Raw genomic sequence first — 17,054 nt, 5'->3', positions numbered from 1 at the left:
ACTTATATTTCAGTCTACCTCTTCTTTTTCATCACCAAATTATTGTTGAACATATATGGAAACTGATCCTCCACTTACTTGGAACTGCCCCCATCCGTCCTTATTAATTGTTACAGTATTTGTTTGATTACCCGTAATATCGTACCATACTTCCCCTGCGTTATTCTTTCCAACATCCATCCACTTCGCCCCTCCTGGTCCATCAGAGATTAATGTTGCTAAACCAGAATTATCATGTACACTATCACCTTCTCTTGTCCAGCCAATCACATCCGGATGATCAAAATAATCACGCTGCGTACCATATGCAAAGTTTTTTCGTGCCGTCAAAATCGGATCAATTTTGTCCTTTAACGCTGGAATTTCATAGTTACTATTTCCTTTTGTACCATAGTAATCACCATAGAAAACAGAAGGATACCCCTCTGCACGCGTTAAAATAAATGCATATGCCAGCGGTTTGAACCAAGGGCTCACTACAGATTCCAATGACTGACCAGGCTGTGAATCATGATTTTCAACTAGAGTAACCGCAAGTGTAGGATGATTCGCAACTACCGTTCCTTTTAAAATATTTCTCATATCATAATTTCCATTTCCTGTTGAAGCATAATGAAAATTATAATGAAGTGGTGCATCGAACACAGATTGATTATAATTAACCTTCGCTAAATAATTATTTAAAGTCTGGATATCATTTTGCCAATATTCAGCTACTGTAAACATTTCTTTCCCTGTTTGCTGTCTAACATGATTTACCCAATCGCGCAAATATTCATGATCAATATGTTTAACAGCATCTAAACGAAAACCATCTAAATTTAATTCATTCGCATACCACGTTCCCCATTTTTTCATTTCATTCGCAACATCTGGATGATCAAAATCAAGATCCGCATACATCAAATAATCATAATTCCCATTCTCGCTAGACACTTCCCAGTCCCATGCTTTACCTATGCCCCTAAATTTATAAATTCGGTTTAATTTCCTTCCTTCATCCCAATCCGTTCCGTCAAAATGATACCATTTCCATTTGAAATTAGAATAAGAATCTCCACGTCCTGGAAAGTTAAATCCCGTCCACGCACTAATTTCATAATCACCTGATACTTCAACATTTCGATTGCTCGGGTCTACCTCAACTGCTGTTACAGTTTCTGTATAATCAGCCCCACCTTTATGATTCATAACTACATCACCGTATACATCGATGTTTTTCTTATGTAAAGCGTCAATTGCAGATTTCAATTGTGCTTTCGTCCCATATTTCGTCCGCACTGTGCCCTTTTGATTGAATTCCCCCAGATCATATAAATCATATGCTCCATATCCTACGTCATTTTGCGTAGTTCCTTTATATGCAGGTGGTATCCAAACAGATGTAATTCCTTTTTCCGCTAAATTTTCAACATCAGTACGCAAACGATTCCAATGATTCCCATCATTCGGAGCATACCACTCAAAATACTGCATTAACGTTCCATTGTTAACTGTGTCTGCATATGCCTTACTCCCCTCATATATACTAGGTAAAAACATAACAACTGACAATCCGACTATTGTTATTCTTTTAAACATCTGTACACCATCCCCTTCCAAGAAAGCGTTTGCATAGTTTATCAGAATTATTATAATATTCGTCCCACCGTTAGTAAAGTAGCAATCTCTCACTCTCCCATATTATTTTTAATCTAATTTCAAATATTCAACGTAGTTTTAATTTCACATCCTATTCAAGATTGTTTACAATTTACCTATAAAAGCATAACGGAGGGATTTCGATGACAGACTTTCAAAAACAATTTTTCGCACGATTACATATAGAAGAAAAAGACACAGTTTCATTTGAAGATTTATCTAACATTATGTACGCAATGGCACAAACTGTTCCTTTTGAAAACTTAAATATTCTCGAAAAGAATTTTAAAGAAATATCAAAAGAAAATTTGAAAGAGAAAATTTTAGTAAATAACCGTGGCGGTCTTTGTTATGAACTCAATCCTACTATGTATTACTTCCTGAAAGATTCTGGATTCGATGTTCATCTCGTTTCAGGAACAGTTTATAACGCTGCAAACTCCATATGGGCTGTTGATTCTGGCCATATCGCAACCGTTTTAACACATCATAATGAACTTTATTTAATTGAAGTAGGATTCGGATCATACTTACCTCTTGCCCCTGTCCCTTTCTCAGGTGAAGTCATTCACTCTGCTACAGGAGATTATCGTATTCGTAAAGAAATGACCGAAAAGGGAAACTACATTTTAGAGATGCGGAAAAACAATGAGTTCTTGGATCAATCTGCTGCTGATGATTGGACGTTAGGCTATGCATTTTATATAGAAGAAGTGGATGAAGAAAAAGCAAATACAGCACAAAAAATTATCGTTGAACATGAAGGATCACCCTTTAATAAAGTACCTCTTATTGTAAAACTAACTGAAGATGGGCATGCCTCTTTAACGAAAGATAGCCTTACAGTAGCGAAAAATGGTAAAAAAACGAAAGAAACCGTTACAGACATGCAATATACAAACCTTTTACATTCAAAATTCGGAATTACACTATAAGTATGTAAGCCTTGTTATTTTAGCAAGGCTTTTCAATTTTCAGCAGGGATTTTTTGCAATTTGTTGTATTTCATAGTTATATAGAAATATAACTACATGTTTAGAAAGGAAATGATTATGACAGAACTTAAAGATCGATTACAAGTAGCTGATATAGAAAAATGGGATTTAACAGACATTTACCATACAATTGAAGATTGGGAAAGTGATTTTCATAAAATTGAAGTATTAACGAAGGAATTACACGAGTTTAATGGCAATATTCACGATGGCAATAGTTTATTAGCTTATTTAACGAAGAGTGAAGAAATTTCTAGCATAATATCTTTAATGTTCGCTTATGCACGATTACAATCTGACCTTGATACACGCGATACTGACGCGCAATCTCTTGTCGATAAAGTATCACAATTACACGTGAAAGTAAGTGCAGCTAAATCTTTCTTTTCTCCCTTCTTACTTAGCATAGACGAAAGCACATTACATTCTTACATAGAAGAAACAGAAGGCTTACAATATTATAAAGAAGACTTATTTGAATTATATCGTTATAAAAAACACGTATTGAATAAGGACCAAGAAGCAATTTTATCACAAATGGGTGAAGCTCTTTCTTCTCCACAGCACACATTTGGTATGTTAAACAATGCAGATATATTATTTGGTGAAGTGACGACTGACGATGGAGAAAAAGTGAACTTAACACGCGGAATGTATGCAAAATTAATAGAAGATACGAATCGTGAAAAGCGTAAAGAAGCTTATAAAGCATATTACAAACCATATGTTCAGTTAAAGAATTCCATCGCATCTACTTTATCCGCTGCTATTAAAAATAATGTTACTGTTTCGAAGCTAAGAAACTATCCATCAGCGCTAGAGAAATCATTATTTGGCGATATGGTTCCGAAAGAAGTATATGAAAACCTAATTGATACAACGAAAAAAAACATTCAAACATTACATACATACAATGAAATTCGAAAAGAAAAATTAAACGTAGATGAACTAAGACAATACGACTTAGGCGTCGATTTAGTAGAAGATGCAAAACAAGACATTCCATATAGTGAAGCATTTGACATTATGATTGCATCACTAGCTCCTTTAGGAGAAGAATATATTGAAACATTAAAAAGTTTTAAAGATAAACGATATATAGACGTAAGGGAAACACCAGGAAAACGTTCTGGTGCTTATAACTTTGGTGTATATGGTGTTCACCCTTTCATTCTTTTAAATCATCACGATGATTTAAACAGCCTGTTCACTCTTACTCATGAATGCGGACACGGTATGCATACGCACTATTCACATGGATACCAACCAAGAATTTCTGCACATTATTCTATCTTTGTCGCAGAAGTCGCTTCAACAGTAAATGAAGTGTTATTAATTCACTATTTATTAAAAGAAGCAAAAGAAACGAACGTACGTAACCATTTAGTTAACCATTTTATTGAGAAATTTAAAGGTACTTTCTTTACACAAATTATGTTTGCAGAATTTGAAAAAATCACACATGAAATGGCTGAACAAGGTAAACCATTAAATGCACAAGTATTCAGTGAAATTTATGAAAAGCTATTTAAAGAATATAACGGTGATTCACTTGTATTTGATGAAGAAGTAAAATACGGATGGGCTAGAATCCCTCATTTCTATCGCCCGTTTTACGTATACAAATATGCAACTGGATTCGCATCTGCCATTCAAATCGCTGATAAACTATTAAGCGGTGATCCGAATGCTCAGAAAAATTATATTGAATTCCTTAAAGGTGGAAGTTCAGACTACCCATTAAACTTATTGAAAAAAGCTGGCGTCGATTTAACAACGCCAGAACCGATTGAAAGTGCATTGAAACAATTCACTCAACTTGTTGAGGAGTTTTCAACATTATAAAAAGCATGCAGAGTATATGCTCTGCATGCTTTTTATTTGAATTACTCTATTCTATATGCTGCTGCGTCACACAATGAATCATACCACCGTATGCATACAATTCGTTAACATATATACCGACAATTCTTCTCCCTGGAAATTGACCTTCAATGATTTGAAGCCCTAATTTATCATGTTCATCACCGTATATAGGTACCAATACAACTTCATTACCAATATAAAAATTCAAATATGAACCCTTACAGTCTGCTTCTTTTACCAATTTTCTTGTTACTGGTACTGGAATGAGCTGAAATGGCTTTCCATCTATATTTTTCGCTTGTCGCAATTCTTGATAATGCTTTTCGTACGCCTCCAAAAGGTATGGCTCTCCTTCACCGAAAGGATCATATTCATACAGTATCGTATTTTCATTTACAAACCGTGCCGCGCCATCAATATGATAATCCGTATCTTCATCATAATTATCTTCTCCGCGTATACCAGTTATCCATATAAAATTCGTTACTCCTAAATATTTCGTTAATTCTATTTCAATTTCTTTTCGTAACTAAAAAACAAATTTGTGTCACATACTCTTCTGCTAAACAATCACATTCAGGTCCCTTTATATAAACCTCATATGGCGAATTAATTATCACATACCCATTTCTTTCAATCCATTCTTCTAACGCTATATAAGCGTAACCTATATAGTCATAACTTCCATAATGCATAGTAGTAACGATATGATGTGGACTTAGTTGTTTCATTTCATACTCTGGTGCTACGTCTTCATCATTCCCCTGCATAACCGGAATTCTTAACTCAATATCACTGTTACTTGGAATATATTCTTCATCATAAAAGACTGCAGATGGAGAACCGACTATTTGAAAGTTATTTTTTTGTACCTCTTCATATAAGTCATAAAAATAATCATCCATATCATCTATATCTATTTTTACTCTTTGAGTAATTATCGTTACTTCGTTCCTCATTCCCATTAATATATCGTAACTTCTATGGCGAGCAATATTTAGACTACTATTCACCATTACCATTTCATTCATTTCTGAAATAACCTGTAAATTTTGCTTCACTTCATGAGACAACTCGATAATTTGTGATTGTATATGTTGAACAAACGAATCTTGATCCGATGACTGCAAAACAATTTTAATTTTTGGAAGAGGAAATTTATACTCCCTTAGCTTTTTTATTTTCAATGCTACTTCCAGCTGCTCTTGTTCATAATACCTATACCCATTAACCGGATTCACATATGCCGGTTTTAATATCTCCTCTTTGTCATAATGTCTTAACATCCGCGTACTCATTTTACAAATCCGAGAAAACTCAGCGATGGTATACATATCAATACTCCTTGAATATATTTTCTTTTCATTACTTATTTATTAAAACCAATCAAAAATCTTCTTCATTGAAAAATCTTCATTCTGATTTTTCAATCTTCTCATTTTCGAAGGTAACAAATGACTTGGACAATACCACGTTAAACAATTCATCGCGCCTCCCATTGTTGATATTTCTCCTACATGAATTTGAATAACTTGTTTCTCCGTATACTGTTGAATATATCGTAAAACTTCCTCATCTTTAGCTAGTCCAAACTTAGGAACATAAAGAGCATCACATGATTCTAACATATTTATATACAACCCTTTTGCTGATGCTATCTCTTGATCATATTGTCCTTTCTCTGTATATGATGAAGGAACAACTATAAATTCAGCTTCTGGCATTTGTTCTTGAATAATCTCTTCAACACTATATCTAAATTCATGATCCCCTAAAAAATCACTAATAAACATTGTATGTTCATCAATAAATTTAACCATTCCGTCTGCGTGTGCTAGTACATCCCCTTCTTCAGCAGGAATAATAATAACTCGGCTCACATCTAAATCCCATTCTAACTGCTCAATAATTTCCTCTTCTGTCCAATCATCGTTATCATCAAATATACGTTCTGTTAATATTACGGTATCTTTTTTATTCCAAATAAGATTACCACCATCTAATATTAATGGGGATTTCACATATTCAAAGTCATTCTTTTTCAACCATTTATTAAACTGTTGATCTAAATATCGCCCTTGATCATCTGGCAAATAATTTGGTCGATATTTAAATTTAACTAGATGATTTGTGACAACCGGTGCAACATCTCTTAGCCAAATATCATCATACTCAAAACAGCTCGTATGAAAGTCTTGTTCTTCAACAGATAAAGATATAAGTTGATCCGCAATTGATTTCTTTTCATTTAAACATTCATTAAAGTAAATCAAGTCTTCATAAAATGGTTGATAATATTCATTTGATTCGTTTGGTATTGCAGTAAAAATAATGCCATTATGTTTTTGTTCCATATTATTTACCTCGCTTTTTAATAGTAGTTACATAACTGATTTTACAAAGCCAACTATTCCTCAATTTATGTCTTTTTTCATTACAACTCATGCAACATGTACATTTCATGAATGGATTATAGCATGGAGAAATATTATATATTTATATAAAAAATATAAAGCTGACGTTAAGCCTTAAATTGACTCTTGACAATTTTTTTAAATACCATATTTTAAAACAACAATAAATGATTAAATGATTTTTTTATCAAGATTCAAACCCATTACTTCTAATAGATCGTTTTGATTGAATAAATTCACTAAATGCGTTTCTACTCCTATACAAATTCCTTCTAGCGGAAGATCATTTGGATCCTGACCAAAGGGATCTTCAATTTCAACCCCTATTGCTTCAATACCTATGAATGCAAAACTTATAAATGTAAACTATTTTGATTATTGTAATGAATCATATTTACAAAAACCTCTTTCTCTATTAACCTTTTATTCTTTTAAATCATGAAAGTATACAATTAAATAATAGAATCATAAACCCTATCATTATGAGGCTGGTTAAGATTATTTCTTTCAATACCGTTACTCCTTTTTGCAAAAAGATAAAATATCTTATTTAATTCAACAACAAATGTTCCCTATTCTAAATCCCGACGCATCATTTTAGAATTCGCAATGAACAACGCACTAATTAATACAAAGATTGCACAGGCATATAACAATAAATCTAACGGACTATCGTGATCTATAATAATGAGACGCACAATAGCTGTTATACCTATATATATAAAATATCGTAATGGAAAATGAAAATTCATTTGAAAATACTTTATAATCATTACGATGAATTCAAAGTACAAAAAGAATACGACGATACTATCAATTAAATGATAACTAGATTCATTACCATCCAATTTCAGTTCTTGTATAAACTGAATGACTTCTTTCATAAGAAACACACTTAGAACAACTCCTAAGCAAATTAAAGCTACATTTAAAATGTACTGTAAAACGATAGGGAAATACGAAAACACTATTTTAAAATTCTTTAACACAAACATTTTTCTCCTTTACCATATAAAACGAAAAGCGAACATACACTAAAATCCAATTATCATTATATTTAAATTTTATTTTTACAAATAATAAGGAACGACAAAATAGGTACAGATAAGATTTCACCTATTTTGTCTATATAGCAGCACAACGAAATTACAATTAATTACTTCAATGCAATTGGTTGTTGTTGTGTCACACAATGTATCATACCGCCGTTTTTATACAACTCCCTCACATCAATACCGACTACTTTACGATCTGGGTATAACTTCTGAATCGTATCGTTTGCGATTTTATCATTCGGATCATTATAATTAGGCACTAATACAACTGTATTCCCAATATAATAATTGATATACGATCCCTTATAATCGAGAGTTTTTCCATTCTCTAAAGCAACCTTTTCTTTACTAAGCGGCAAGTATTCATACTTATATTTCTGTCCTGAAGCATTTTTGGCATCTAACAATGTATCCATATCTTTATTGGATAAACCCCATTCAGCTAGGTCATCTTCTTTCATCGTTACAATGGTAGATTTATTATGGAATTTAGCAAATCCATCAATATGAAAGTCCGTAATATCTAAATTAGGTACTCCGTCTAACCAAATAAAGTTTGATACCCCAAGATCACTTATATATTTTTCAATTTCCTTTTCTGATAAATCAGGATTTCTATTTTTATTCGTTACCGCACTTCGAGTTAATAACGCAGTCCCATTGCTGTCTAATTCAATTGCGCCGCCTTCAAGGACAAATTTCCCCCAATCAATTCTTTCAATTCCTGATTGTTTACTCACATTCTTACGTATTTGAGCATCATTTTTATAAGGTGTTTTCTTCCCCCAACCATTAAATGCTGGATCTAATATTTTGAGATTTTTATTGCTGTCATAAACAAAAATTGGTCCACTGTCCCTTGCCCATACATCATCAGTAGGCGCGATAAAGAAATCAATCTTCTCCATATTTAACCCTTCATCTGTTAAAAGGTTATTGATTCTTTCTTTTTCTTCCTGGTCATATGCAACAATGTGGACTTTCTCACCCTCAGTTAAAGCACTTGCCATCTTAACCCAAATAGGTTCAACTTCCTGCTTATACTCTTCACCATATGTGTATTCATGTGGCCATTGTAGCCATGTACCTTCATGTTTATCTTTTTCATCTGGCATCGTATATTTCCCAGCATTTTTCTGTACCTCTACTTTTTCTCCTTCTTTCCCTTTAACATTTTCATTGTTATCCTCAAAAGAGCATCCACTAATAATCGTTGTAGATAATGTAGCTATTAAACAAAACTTTATTGCTTTTTTCATTTTTTCAACCTCCTGTTCTTGTCTCCAATAATATAAAGCTTCACATAGTGTGAAGCTCAAGCTTTTTTATCAATGTAAAAATTACCAATTTTTCTTTGCATTACTTAGCATTTAACTACCTATTTAGATTTATTCATATGTCAATCACCTTTCTTACCTATTTATCCCGCTATTTGTGGGCAGTAAGACCCTCACCTCAAAATTCAGCGGAAGCAAAGAAGTTAGGTGGGGTCCTGCGGATTAAAGTTTCACTTTATTCAGTAAGTAAAACTTTACAAAATAAAAAAATCGGTATTGATAATTACATATCAATACCGATTTTTTATAATTATTTTCCTTCTATTAAATCATTCGCCATTTTCCTGAATTCTTGATTAAATGCGTCATTCATACCATTTTGGACGTTAGAAAATAATATGACAAACGTTCGTTTATCCCAGTTAAAATTATTAAAAGTGTTCCAGCCAGCTAATACACCGTGGTTATGATAATAATCTGGGTAAATATAGAAACTAAATCCATATTTTCTTGCAGGTGATGCAGAAAACATATCTGATACACTTTGTTTAGAAAGTAGTTTACCATCCATAATAGCTTCATCTAACTTTTTCATATCTTCAACAGTCGTATACATTTCACCACAACCATACAGCCAGTTCATTTTTAAGCGCGGCGTGGCTATTAACTTATTATCTTTTTTCGTATACCCTTCTGCTAAGAAAATATCTTCTGGAAGTGTTGCGCCCATTCCAGATTCATTCATTTCAACGGGAGTCAAAATATTTTCTTTCACATATTCAGCAAGTGGTTTATTCGATATTTTTTCTACAATATATGCAAGCACCATATAATTATAATCTGTATATTTCCATCCTGTCCCTGCTGGAAATTGTAACGTTTGTGCCCCAATCCACGTTACTAATTTTAACCGTGATGCTGCGTCAACACTACCTTGTCCCTGTTCTGGTAATCCAGACGTATGTGTTAACAAGTTTCGTAACGTAATATTTTTATCTGCTGGAAACGATGGGATATATTTATTTACATTGTCTTCAATGTTCAACTTCCCTTTTTCTTTTAGTTGCATAATAGATATTGCAACAACTGTTTTCGTAATAGAACCAATGCGATATTTCGTTCTTGGCGTTGTTAATACTTGATCTTTCACATTCGCATAACCGTAGCCTTTTCGTAAAATCACATGACCTTTACTTGCTACAAGAACACTTCCATTAAACCCTTTATCTTTTAAGTACTGATCTAGTTTTCCAGCTGCAATTTCATAACGCTTTTTCTCATTCGCATCAATTTCCTGCTTAACATCTTTTTGCTTACTATTTACATTAGAAAATGCCTTTGCATCATATTTTTTTCCTTTATTTGCATGTATTAGTGTAACAATACTTCCACAAAAAACTGCAAAAATAAAGAAAACGATTAACCATTTCTTTAACATACTAGGAACCCTCTTTTATCTAGTTTCACTTAACGTACATCCATTCTATTTTATATCTTTTAATTATCAAGTATATTATAATATTATTTAATATTCACTCTGTTAAAACTAGATTCCTTTTTCTCATTTTCAATTTTGACTACTCTCTATTGTATTTCTTTCTTGCAAAATTTCCAACATACAATCGGATGCATTACACTATAATTTCAAATTCTTTTGTAACATTTGTTACATACTAAAAAGAATGGAGATGTAATATGAAAAACACCGATAAACGCAATCGTTTAGATGATAAGATGTTTCATTATCGGATAACAAAAAACAACATTGTATCAATTTAATATTACGGAAAACAGATTATGATATTAAAAGGAAATGATGCTGAAAAATTTTTAAATAAAATAAATCATGCAAATAACGATAAAGAAAAACAGCTAATTATGGCTAAAATTACAGGTAATTTCAAAAGAGGTAATGAACGAAATTGAAAACGAATCTCATTTACATTTTGATTATACAACAAATAAAAAAGAAATGTCGCTCATTCAACATTTCTTTAGACTTTCTTCATAAAAAATTTACATTGCTAACATTCCTTCATTTTCTATACTCCCTATATAAGCTAACCGCTGAAATAGTTAGTAATACAACTATGCATAACCACGCATACGTATATCCCTTCTTATCTACAATATAACCAAATAAAGCAGGCGCAGCAATAATGGCAATTTGATTTAATGTAAGTGCAAAACTCACTGTCATCCCTACCGATTCTTCACTTGCTGATTCCGCAACTTCAGTTATGAAAAGGCTAAACCATCCAATTGCAAAGAACCCTAACAATGCACTTACACCATACAATACATTCGTTATTGTATGTATGCTCATTACTAATATTAGAATGAAGAAAATAGAAATACAAACAGTTATAAATAAGAGGGTACGCCTATTCCCCTTATAAAATAAATCACTAGTAGCTGCTAATATAACCCTACCAACCATTCCAGAAAAGAACATAACGGAAAATACTTTTCCAGCTAAAATTGGCGTGATTGATTGTTCCAATACTAAAAATTTTATAAAGTGCGCAACTAACACCATTTGCAATGAAATCATACAAATGCCAGTTATATAAATTGCATATAACTCTTTTTTACACATCACTTCTTTTAACTGCATCCAAAAAGAAAGTTTACTACGTTCTTGTTTAACTTTCTCTTGAATATATGGTTCCTTATAAAATATAAAAAATAAAAACCCTCCAATTATACAAATACATGCAATACTATTTACCGCATAGGCCATATTATATTTTATTGTAAGAAACGGGATCAATACTCCCGCTAATGTACCACCAATCGGTATACCGGCTTGTCTAATCCCCATCGCTAACCCGCGATTTTCTTTTGAGAACCACTTCATTATCACCTTACTTCCTCCTGGCTGCGAAACACTATAAAACGTTCCTACTAATAAAAGTACAAAGAGTAACCCATTAAATCCATTGACCATATTAGTCAGTAAAAACGAACCTCCTAGTAAAAATGAACTTATCGAAATTAACAACTTTTCATTGTATTGATCAAGTAGCCGCCCGACAAAAAGCATACAAAATAGCGGTCCTATATTTACAACACTTACTAACAATCCAATCTCCGTATTCGTAAGTGTATATTCTTCTTTCCAAAATAAAGCAAACGCTCCAACACCATACGTTATAAGTGTCGCTGTTGTTTGAGCAACCGTCGCAAAAATTAACATAACCCACTTATAAGTACTATTCACCCTTTCTTCCATTAACACAATAATCCCTCCATCCCCTTCCATTGTATGAAAGTTCTGATATCATATAAAATAAAGATTTATCATGTAATTCATCAAAAAAAATGATACCTTTTCTGGAGGGATGATACTTGGATATAAAAGATTTAACTGTATTTTACGAAGTTGCGAAAGAAAAAAACATATCTCACGCAGCTAAAAATTTAAACTATGTACAGTCTGGCGTAACAATGCGTATGAAACAACTAGAAAACGAATTAGGTGTGCCTTTATTTTACCGAAACGGAAAAGGTGTAACTTTAACTTCTAACGGTGAGATTTTATTAACATACGCCAAACAAATTATCTACTTAATGGATCAATCTGTTAAAGCAGTTCAAAGTAATGGGATCGAACCAAGAGGCACTTTAAAAATTGGATGTACAGAATCTACAACCGCTGTAAGACTTCCATCTATATTAACGGCCTATTATGAGAAATACTCAAAAGTCGAATTGATTTTAGAATCAAATACGACGGAACAATTGATTAGGCTTGTACTAGAACGAAAACTGGACGGAGCGTTTATAGCTGGCTCTACTCAGCATGCTGAACTTCATACAAATATATTTCGTGAAGAAGAATTAGTTCTCATTAGCAAAAAGCCTTTATCTTCCTTTAAAGACATAGGAGACATGAATTTACTTGCATTTAGTCATGGTTGCTATTATAGAAATTTATTAGAAGATTGGCTTCAAGAAGAAGGAATTTCACCTAAGCGAGTATTAGAGTTTGGAACAATTGAAGCGATTCTCGCATGTGTAAAATCAGGTATAGGCATAGCAATTATGATGAAGTCTATTTTAAATGGTCATCAACATGACATATCATTCAACCCTTTGCCAAATAGCTTCAAAAAAGTTCCTACTACTTTTATTACTAGAAAAGATATATATCACTCTGCTGCATTACAAAAATTTATGGAGATGACTCACAATGCGTGAAAAGAAAATACGTGGTATGAAACGAAAAACAAACACTATGATAAAGCGAATTGAGGAACATACAAAACCGTTCCCTTCTACTTTCTATAACGATGAATATTGGAATATGCTATTGCCAGTTTCTCAAGCTTTTATCGATTCTTGTAAAACGGCTAGAAAAGTAAAACGATTATGTATTCAAACCTTATTAAATCAAGCAAATCATTTAATAAATATAAAACCTAGGGATACACATACATATCGAGTTGTTGTTTTGATTTCTATAAATAATTTTTGGGATTCGCAAATCATTATATTTAAAAATGAGGACTACTTTCATAATTTCTTTAATAGAGATAGTGAATTTCAAAAATGGATTCTTCTTTCAAATGAAATTGATTTTTGGGAGACATGGGAAATGTCAGTTTGTCATTCCTTCAAAGCGCTTCACTTTCAAGAAATTATTTATGATGCAGATGAATGCTATGAAAAAGAGATTCTGTTTATCGGAGAGTTAGATTAAAAAGGGTATACCTAAAACACTGGTATACCCTGTTCCACTTATTTTTCCTTCAATACACTATGTAATCGATCCGGATAATTTGTAAACATTCCTGTAGCACCCCATTTGATTAACAGTCTCATATCTGGTTTCTCATTAATTGTATAAGGGTGAATTAACAGTCCATTTTTCCTAGCCATTTTCATATAGGACTCATCAATAATTAGTTCCCCGTTATCATTACGTAAGTTTGGTCCAATACCAGCTGCATACTTTTTAATTTCTTGAAAATCATCATTTGTTACACTTTTCGGTTCCTGTGTAATGCCAGACCATTCAACAATTTCATTGTTTTCATTTGGATAATACCAAAGCAATTGAACTAATGGAATATTTTCATTCATACTATGAATCTTTTTCAAACTATCTTTACTAAATGATTGAATCATAACACGGCTAGAAGACATGTTTTGACCTACTAAATTATATTTTTGTAACAACGCCAACAATTTCTCTTCCATTCCTGGATACACATCTGGTGATTTTGTTTCAATATAATACTTCATACTTCTTCCATACTTTTGAAAAATTTCTTCAAGAGTTGGAACTTTTTGCCCAACATACTCATGCTTAGCCTTTTCTGGATACGCTTTATTAAACCATGATCCTGCATCTAAACTCTTTATTTCGCTTAACGTTTTATCACGTACTTCGCCTGTTCCATTTGTAGTGCGATCAACCGCTGTATCATGCATTGCAATTAATTGGCCATCCTTTGTTAATTGAATATCTAACTCTAAATAATCCGCTTTCATTTTTTTCACTAAATCATAAGAAGCAAAAGTGTGCTCAGGTGCATGTCCACTTGCTCCGCGATGTGCAATATTTAAAAACTTATTCGTATTCCATTCATGCTTTCCTTCTGCTTTCGCATGAACAGCTCCCCCAGCAAAAATGCTCCCCGTCATAAAGAAAATAACTAAAACGCTAATAATCTTTCTCATCCTTCTAACCCTTCCTACGTTGCAAATTTCAACAAGCTAATGAGATTTACACGAAATAGAAGACACACTTTCAATATTTTTATAAACCTATATTAAAATTCCAATCTTACAAATATACTTTCTCTATATTATTAATATAGAAAACTAGTATTATCCTATTTAATTCCTATAGCCCTCCTTTTCACATGTAACTCCCTATTTTGTACGGTTCATTCAATAAAAAAAGCCATAAATTATTTAGGCTACACTCCTGTGTCCCTAAATAAATTTATGGCTTTTCTCAAATATCTCCGGCCTCTATTAACTTGTCGAATTTAATCATATCAAACCTATTGAAATTTGTGAATATTTTTTTCAGTAGAGTGAAGCACATAAAACAATATTTCTGTAGTTACTTAAAAATCACATAATAAATTTCTCATTACCTCTTCCAATACTATATCTGGATTTACTACCGTTTTTTCCGAACGCCATCCGATAAAGCCATCTGGTCTAATTAATACAGCACCTCCATTCTCTATACCATATAATTTGCTAAAAATATCTTCTGGAACAACAAAGTCTCCACTTAAGCCAACACGATACCCTTTTATATTTATTCCTAATTTAGCTGAAACAGCATGTGCTGCCTCAGCCCAAGAACTATTTTCTACTCCTGTAAGTAATACAAAACTGTTACCGAATAAGTCTAATGTAGAAACTTTCTTCCCTTCATACGTTCCCCATAAATGTGGCGCGCGCGTTCCAGGTCTTCCGTTCAACTCTATGCTATCCATTCTATGCGGAGTGACTGAATCATCTATAATTGCCTCTGAACAATACTGATATCCAACTGTAACAGCTAAACCATCCATATTATTCAAACTGCCTTCCTCTCTATTCGCAGCACGAAACAGTAAACTACTTGCATAAGCTGTCGTTAATTTTGCAACAGAGTGTCTCTCTTCATGATATGTTTCTAACAATTTTGGTTTTGCCTTCCCTTTTATAACAGCCGCTAATTTCCAAGCTAAGTTATGCGCATCTTGTATTCCTGTATTTGAACCAAATCCGCCTGTTGGCGGCATAATATGTGCTGAATCTCCAACTAGAAAGACTCGATTTCCTTGAAATTTCATTGCTGTACTTTCGGCCGCTTCCCACGGTAAAACACTTAATATTTCTGACTCAACATTTGTACTTCCAATTGCTATTTCAATAATTTGTTTACAACGTTCCATCGTGAAATCCTCTGGTCCCTCTCCTTTTAATGGATCGTAGGCTACATGGTAAATCCATTTTTTTACGTTATCTACTGGGATCAGTGCACCAAGAACCTGTGGATGAAGTACCATAGAAAAACCGAATGCGTCTCCTTGTATAAACTCACTTAAGTCTGCTTCAAAATAAATATTCATATAATAGCCACCAATGGTTCCACGCCCCTCAGTTTTAATCCCTAACTGCTCACGTATTTTACTTTTCGCTCCATCTGCTGCAATTACATAGTCACAATGTATGACACTTTCTTTTTCTGTTTCACGATTTCGAATCTTTGCTTTTACCCCGTTTTCATTTTGTTCAAATGAAACTAATTCATGATAAAAAGATAGTTGCCCGCCTAATGTTTTCGCTTCTTGTAACATCATCTCTTCTAAAATAATTTGATAACATGCAGTTTGTTTTGATGGACTAATCTTTTCTATTTTTTGAAGTAACTCTTCATCGTTTCCGTATTGTGTCGCTCTCATTTGTTCCAATTCTTCTTTATTCGCCTCAGCTATTGTATGAACCGCTATTCTTCCTCGGCAGTTCTCTAATGCTTTACCTGCCAATTTAATTCTTTTTTCCAAGCCTAATTCTCGAAATAACTCCATTGTACGTAAAGTAAGACCGCCTGCTTTCGGATGAATGGCAGTAGACGGATGCCTTTCAATAAGTAAGTACTCAATGTTATGTTTTGCAAGAAATAACGCAGACGCTAACCCAGATAATCCCCCTCCAACAATTAAAACTGGTACATAATTCGATTTCATATATTTCCCCTCCAAATCATTGTTCTGAGCTCAGTGACATAAATATAATCAAAAAAAACATTAAAATATAGACTTATATTTCATTTTAAATTATCATATAGAT

The 17,054-nt window shown here is 33.0% G+C and carries 14 protein-coding genes and 2 pseudogenes; 5 read left to right on the top strand and 11 right to left on the bottom strand.

The features are described from left to right. Window positions 1–39: 39 nt before the first annotated feature. The gene (gene amyS / locus ACTFN4_RS12215; protein WP_439962350.1) at window positions 40–1,581 is read right to left on the bottom strand and encodes an alpha-amylase; all 1,542 of its coding nucleotides are present in this window, start codon (window positions 1,579–1,581) and stop codon (window positions 40–42) included. Window positions 1,582–1,784: 203 nt separating this feature from the next. Here amyS and ACTFN4_RS12210 point away from each other — a divergent pair, with 203 nt between their 5' ends. Further along, the gene (locus ACTFN4_RS12210) at window positions 1,785–2,576 is read left to right on the top strand and encodes an arylamine N-acetyltransferase family protein (RefSeq protein ID WP_000129192.1); all 792 of its coding nucleotides are present in this window, start codon (window positions 1,785–1,787) and stop codon (window positions 2,574–2,576) included. Window positions 2,577–2,693: 117 nt separating this feature from the next. Continuing rightward, entirely contained in the window at window positions 2,694–4,481 is a 1,788-nt protein-coding gene (gene pepF, locus ACTFN4_RS12205; protein WP_439962349.1) for an oligoendopeptidase F, read from the top strand. A 46-nt stretch (window positions 4,482–4,527) separates the two neighbouring features. Here pepF and ACTFN4_RS12200 read toward each other — a convergent pair. The 7 genes and pseudogenes from ACTFN4_RS12200 to ACTFN4_RS12170 all read right to left on the bottom strand — a co-directional run. Then, window positions 4,528–5,028: pseudogene (locus tag ACTFN4_RS12200) on the bottom strand (agmatine deiminase family protein); the annotation flags it as partial. Next, window positions 5,015–5,836, bottom strand: a complete 822-nt coding sequence (locus ACTFN4_RS12195) for a MerR family transcriptional regulator (protein ID WP_033695738.1) — start codon at window positions 5,834–5,836, stop codon at window positions 5,015–5,017. The gene ACTFN4_RS12195 and the pseudogene ACTFN4_RS12200, both read right to left, overlap by 14 nt. A gap of 42 nt (window positions 5,837–5,878) precedes the next feature. Continuing rightward, the gene (locus tag ACTFN4_RS12190; RefSeq protein WP_000435528.1) at window positions 5,879–6,856 is read right to left on the bottom strand and encodes an agmatine deiminase family protein; all 978 of its coding nucleotides are present in this window, start codon (window positions 6,854–6,856) and stop codon (window positions 5,879–5,881) included. Window positions 6,857–7,087: 231 nt separating this feature from the next. After that, window positions 7,088–7,279: pseudogene (locus ACTFN4_RS12185) on the bottom strand (bestrophin family ion channel); the annotation flags it as partial. A gap of 209 nt (window positions 7,280–7,488) precedes the next feature. Then, the gene (gene psiE, locus ACTFN4_RS12180) at window positions 7,489–7,905 is read right to left on the bottom strand and encodes a phosphate-starvation-inducible protein PsiE (protein WP_000916570.1); all 417 of its coding nucleotides are present in this window, start codon (window positions 7,903–7,905) and stop codon (window positions 7,489–7,491) included. Window positions 7,906–8,072: 167 nt separating this feature from the next. After that, window positions 8,073–9,230, bottom strand: coding sequence for an agmatine deiminase family protein (locus ACTFN4_RS12175; RefSeq protein ID WP_142285661.1), 1,158 nt, complete (start codon window positions 9,228–9,230; stop codon window positions 8,073–8,075). Between the two features lie 328 nt (window positions 9,231–9,558). Then, entirely contained in the window at window positions 9,559–10,686 is a 1,128-nt protein-coding gene (locus ACTFN4_RS12170) for a serine hydrolase domain-containing protein (protein ID WP_000915192.1), read from the bottom strand. A gap of 359 nt (window positions 10,687–11,045) precedes the next feature. Between ACTFN4_RS12170 and ACTFN4_RS12165 the strand changes: the two genes are divergently transcribed. Beyond that, window positions 11,046–11,174 (top strand): hypothetical protein, encoded by a 129-nt coding sequence (locus tag ACTFN4_RS12165; RefSeq protein ID WP_002044322.1) that lies wholly within the window; start codon window positions 11,046–11,048, stop codon window positions 11,172–11,174. A gap of 109 nt (window positions 11,175–11,283) precedes the next feature. Here ACTFN4_RS12165 and ACTFN4_RS12160 read toward each other — a convergent pair whose 3' ends face one another. Beyond that, window positions 11,284–12,513: an MFS transporter gene (locus ACTFN4_RS12160; RefSeq protein WP_142384899.1), complete on the bottom strand. Its 1,230-nt coding sequence runs from the start codon at window positions 12,511–12,513 to the stop codon at window positions 11,284–11,286. Window positions 12,514–12,599: 86 nt separating this feature from the next. Here ACTFN4_RS12160 and ACTFN4_RS12155 point away from each other — a divergent pair, with 86 nt between their 5' ends. Together ACTFN4_RS12155 and ACTFN4_RS12150 are read left to right on the top strand one after the other, a co-directional pair. Further along, a complete protein-coding gene (locus tag ACTFN4_RS12155) occupies window positions 12,600–13,451 on the top strand; it encodes a LysR family transcriptional regulator (RefSeq protein WP_000351689.1) in 852 nt (283 codons plus the stop codon). Further along, window positions 13,444–13,953 carry a DUF3916 domain-containing protein gene (locus tag ACTFN4_RS12150; protein WP_439962348.1) on the top strand — a complete coding sequence of 170 codons (510 nt, stop codon included), beginning with the start codon at window positions 13,444–13,446 and terminating at the stop codon, window positions 13,951–13,953. The genes ACTFN4_RS12155 and ACTFN4_RS12150 overlap by 8 nt, the downstream gene beginning before the upstream one ends. A gap of 38 nt (window positions 13,954–13,991) precedes the next feature. On the opposite strand, the gene ACTFN4_RS12145 is transcribed toward ACTFN4_RS12150, so the two are convergent. Both ACTFN4_RS12145 and ACTFN4_RS12140 read right to left on the bottom strand, forming a co-directional pair. After that, window positions 13,992–14,936: a glycerophosphodiester phosphodiesterase gene (locus ACTFN4_RS12145; protein WP_001226333.1), complete on the bottom strand. Its 945-nt coding sequence runs from the start codon at window positions 14,934–14,936 to the stop codon at window positions 13,992–13,994. A gap of 395 nt (window positions 14,937–15,331) precedes the next feature. After that, window positions 15,332–16,951, bottom strand: a complete 1,620-nt coding sequence (locus ACTFN4_RS12140; protein ID WP_439962347.1) for an FAD-dependent oxidoreductase — start codon at window positions 16,949–16,951, stop codon at window positions 15,332–15,334. Window positions 16,952–17,054 lie beyond the last annotated feature (103 nt).

Origin of the sequence: Bacillus cereus group sp. MYBK95-2 (assembly GCF_051915225.1) — a bacterium.
Taxonomy (GTDB): domain Bacteria; phylum Bacillota; class Bacilli; order Bacillales; family Bacillaceae_G; genus Bacillus_A; species Bacillus_A cereus.
This window is presented reverse-complemented; position numbering and strand designations above follow the sequence as displayed.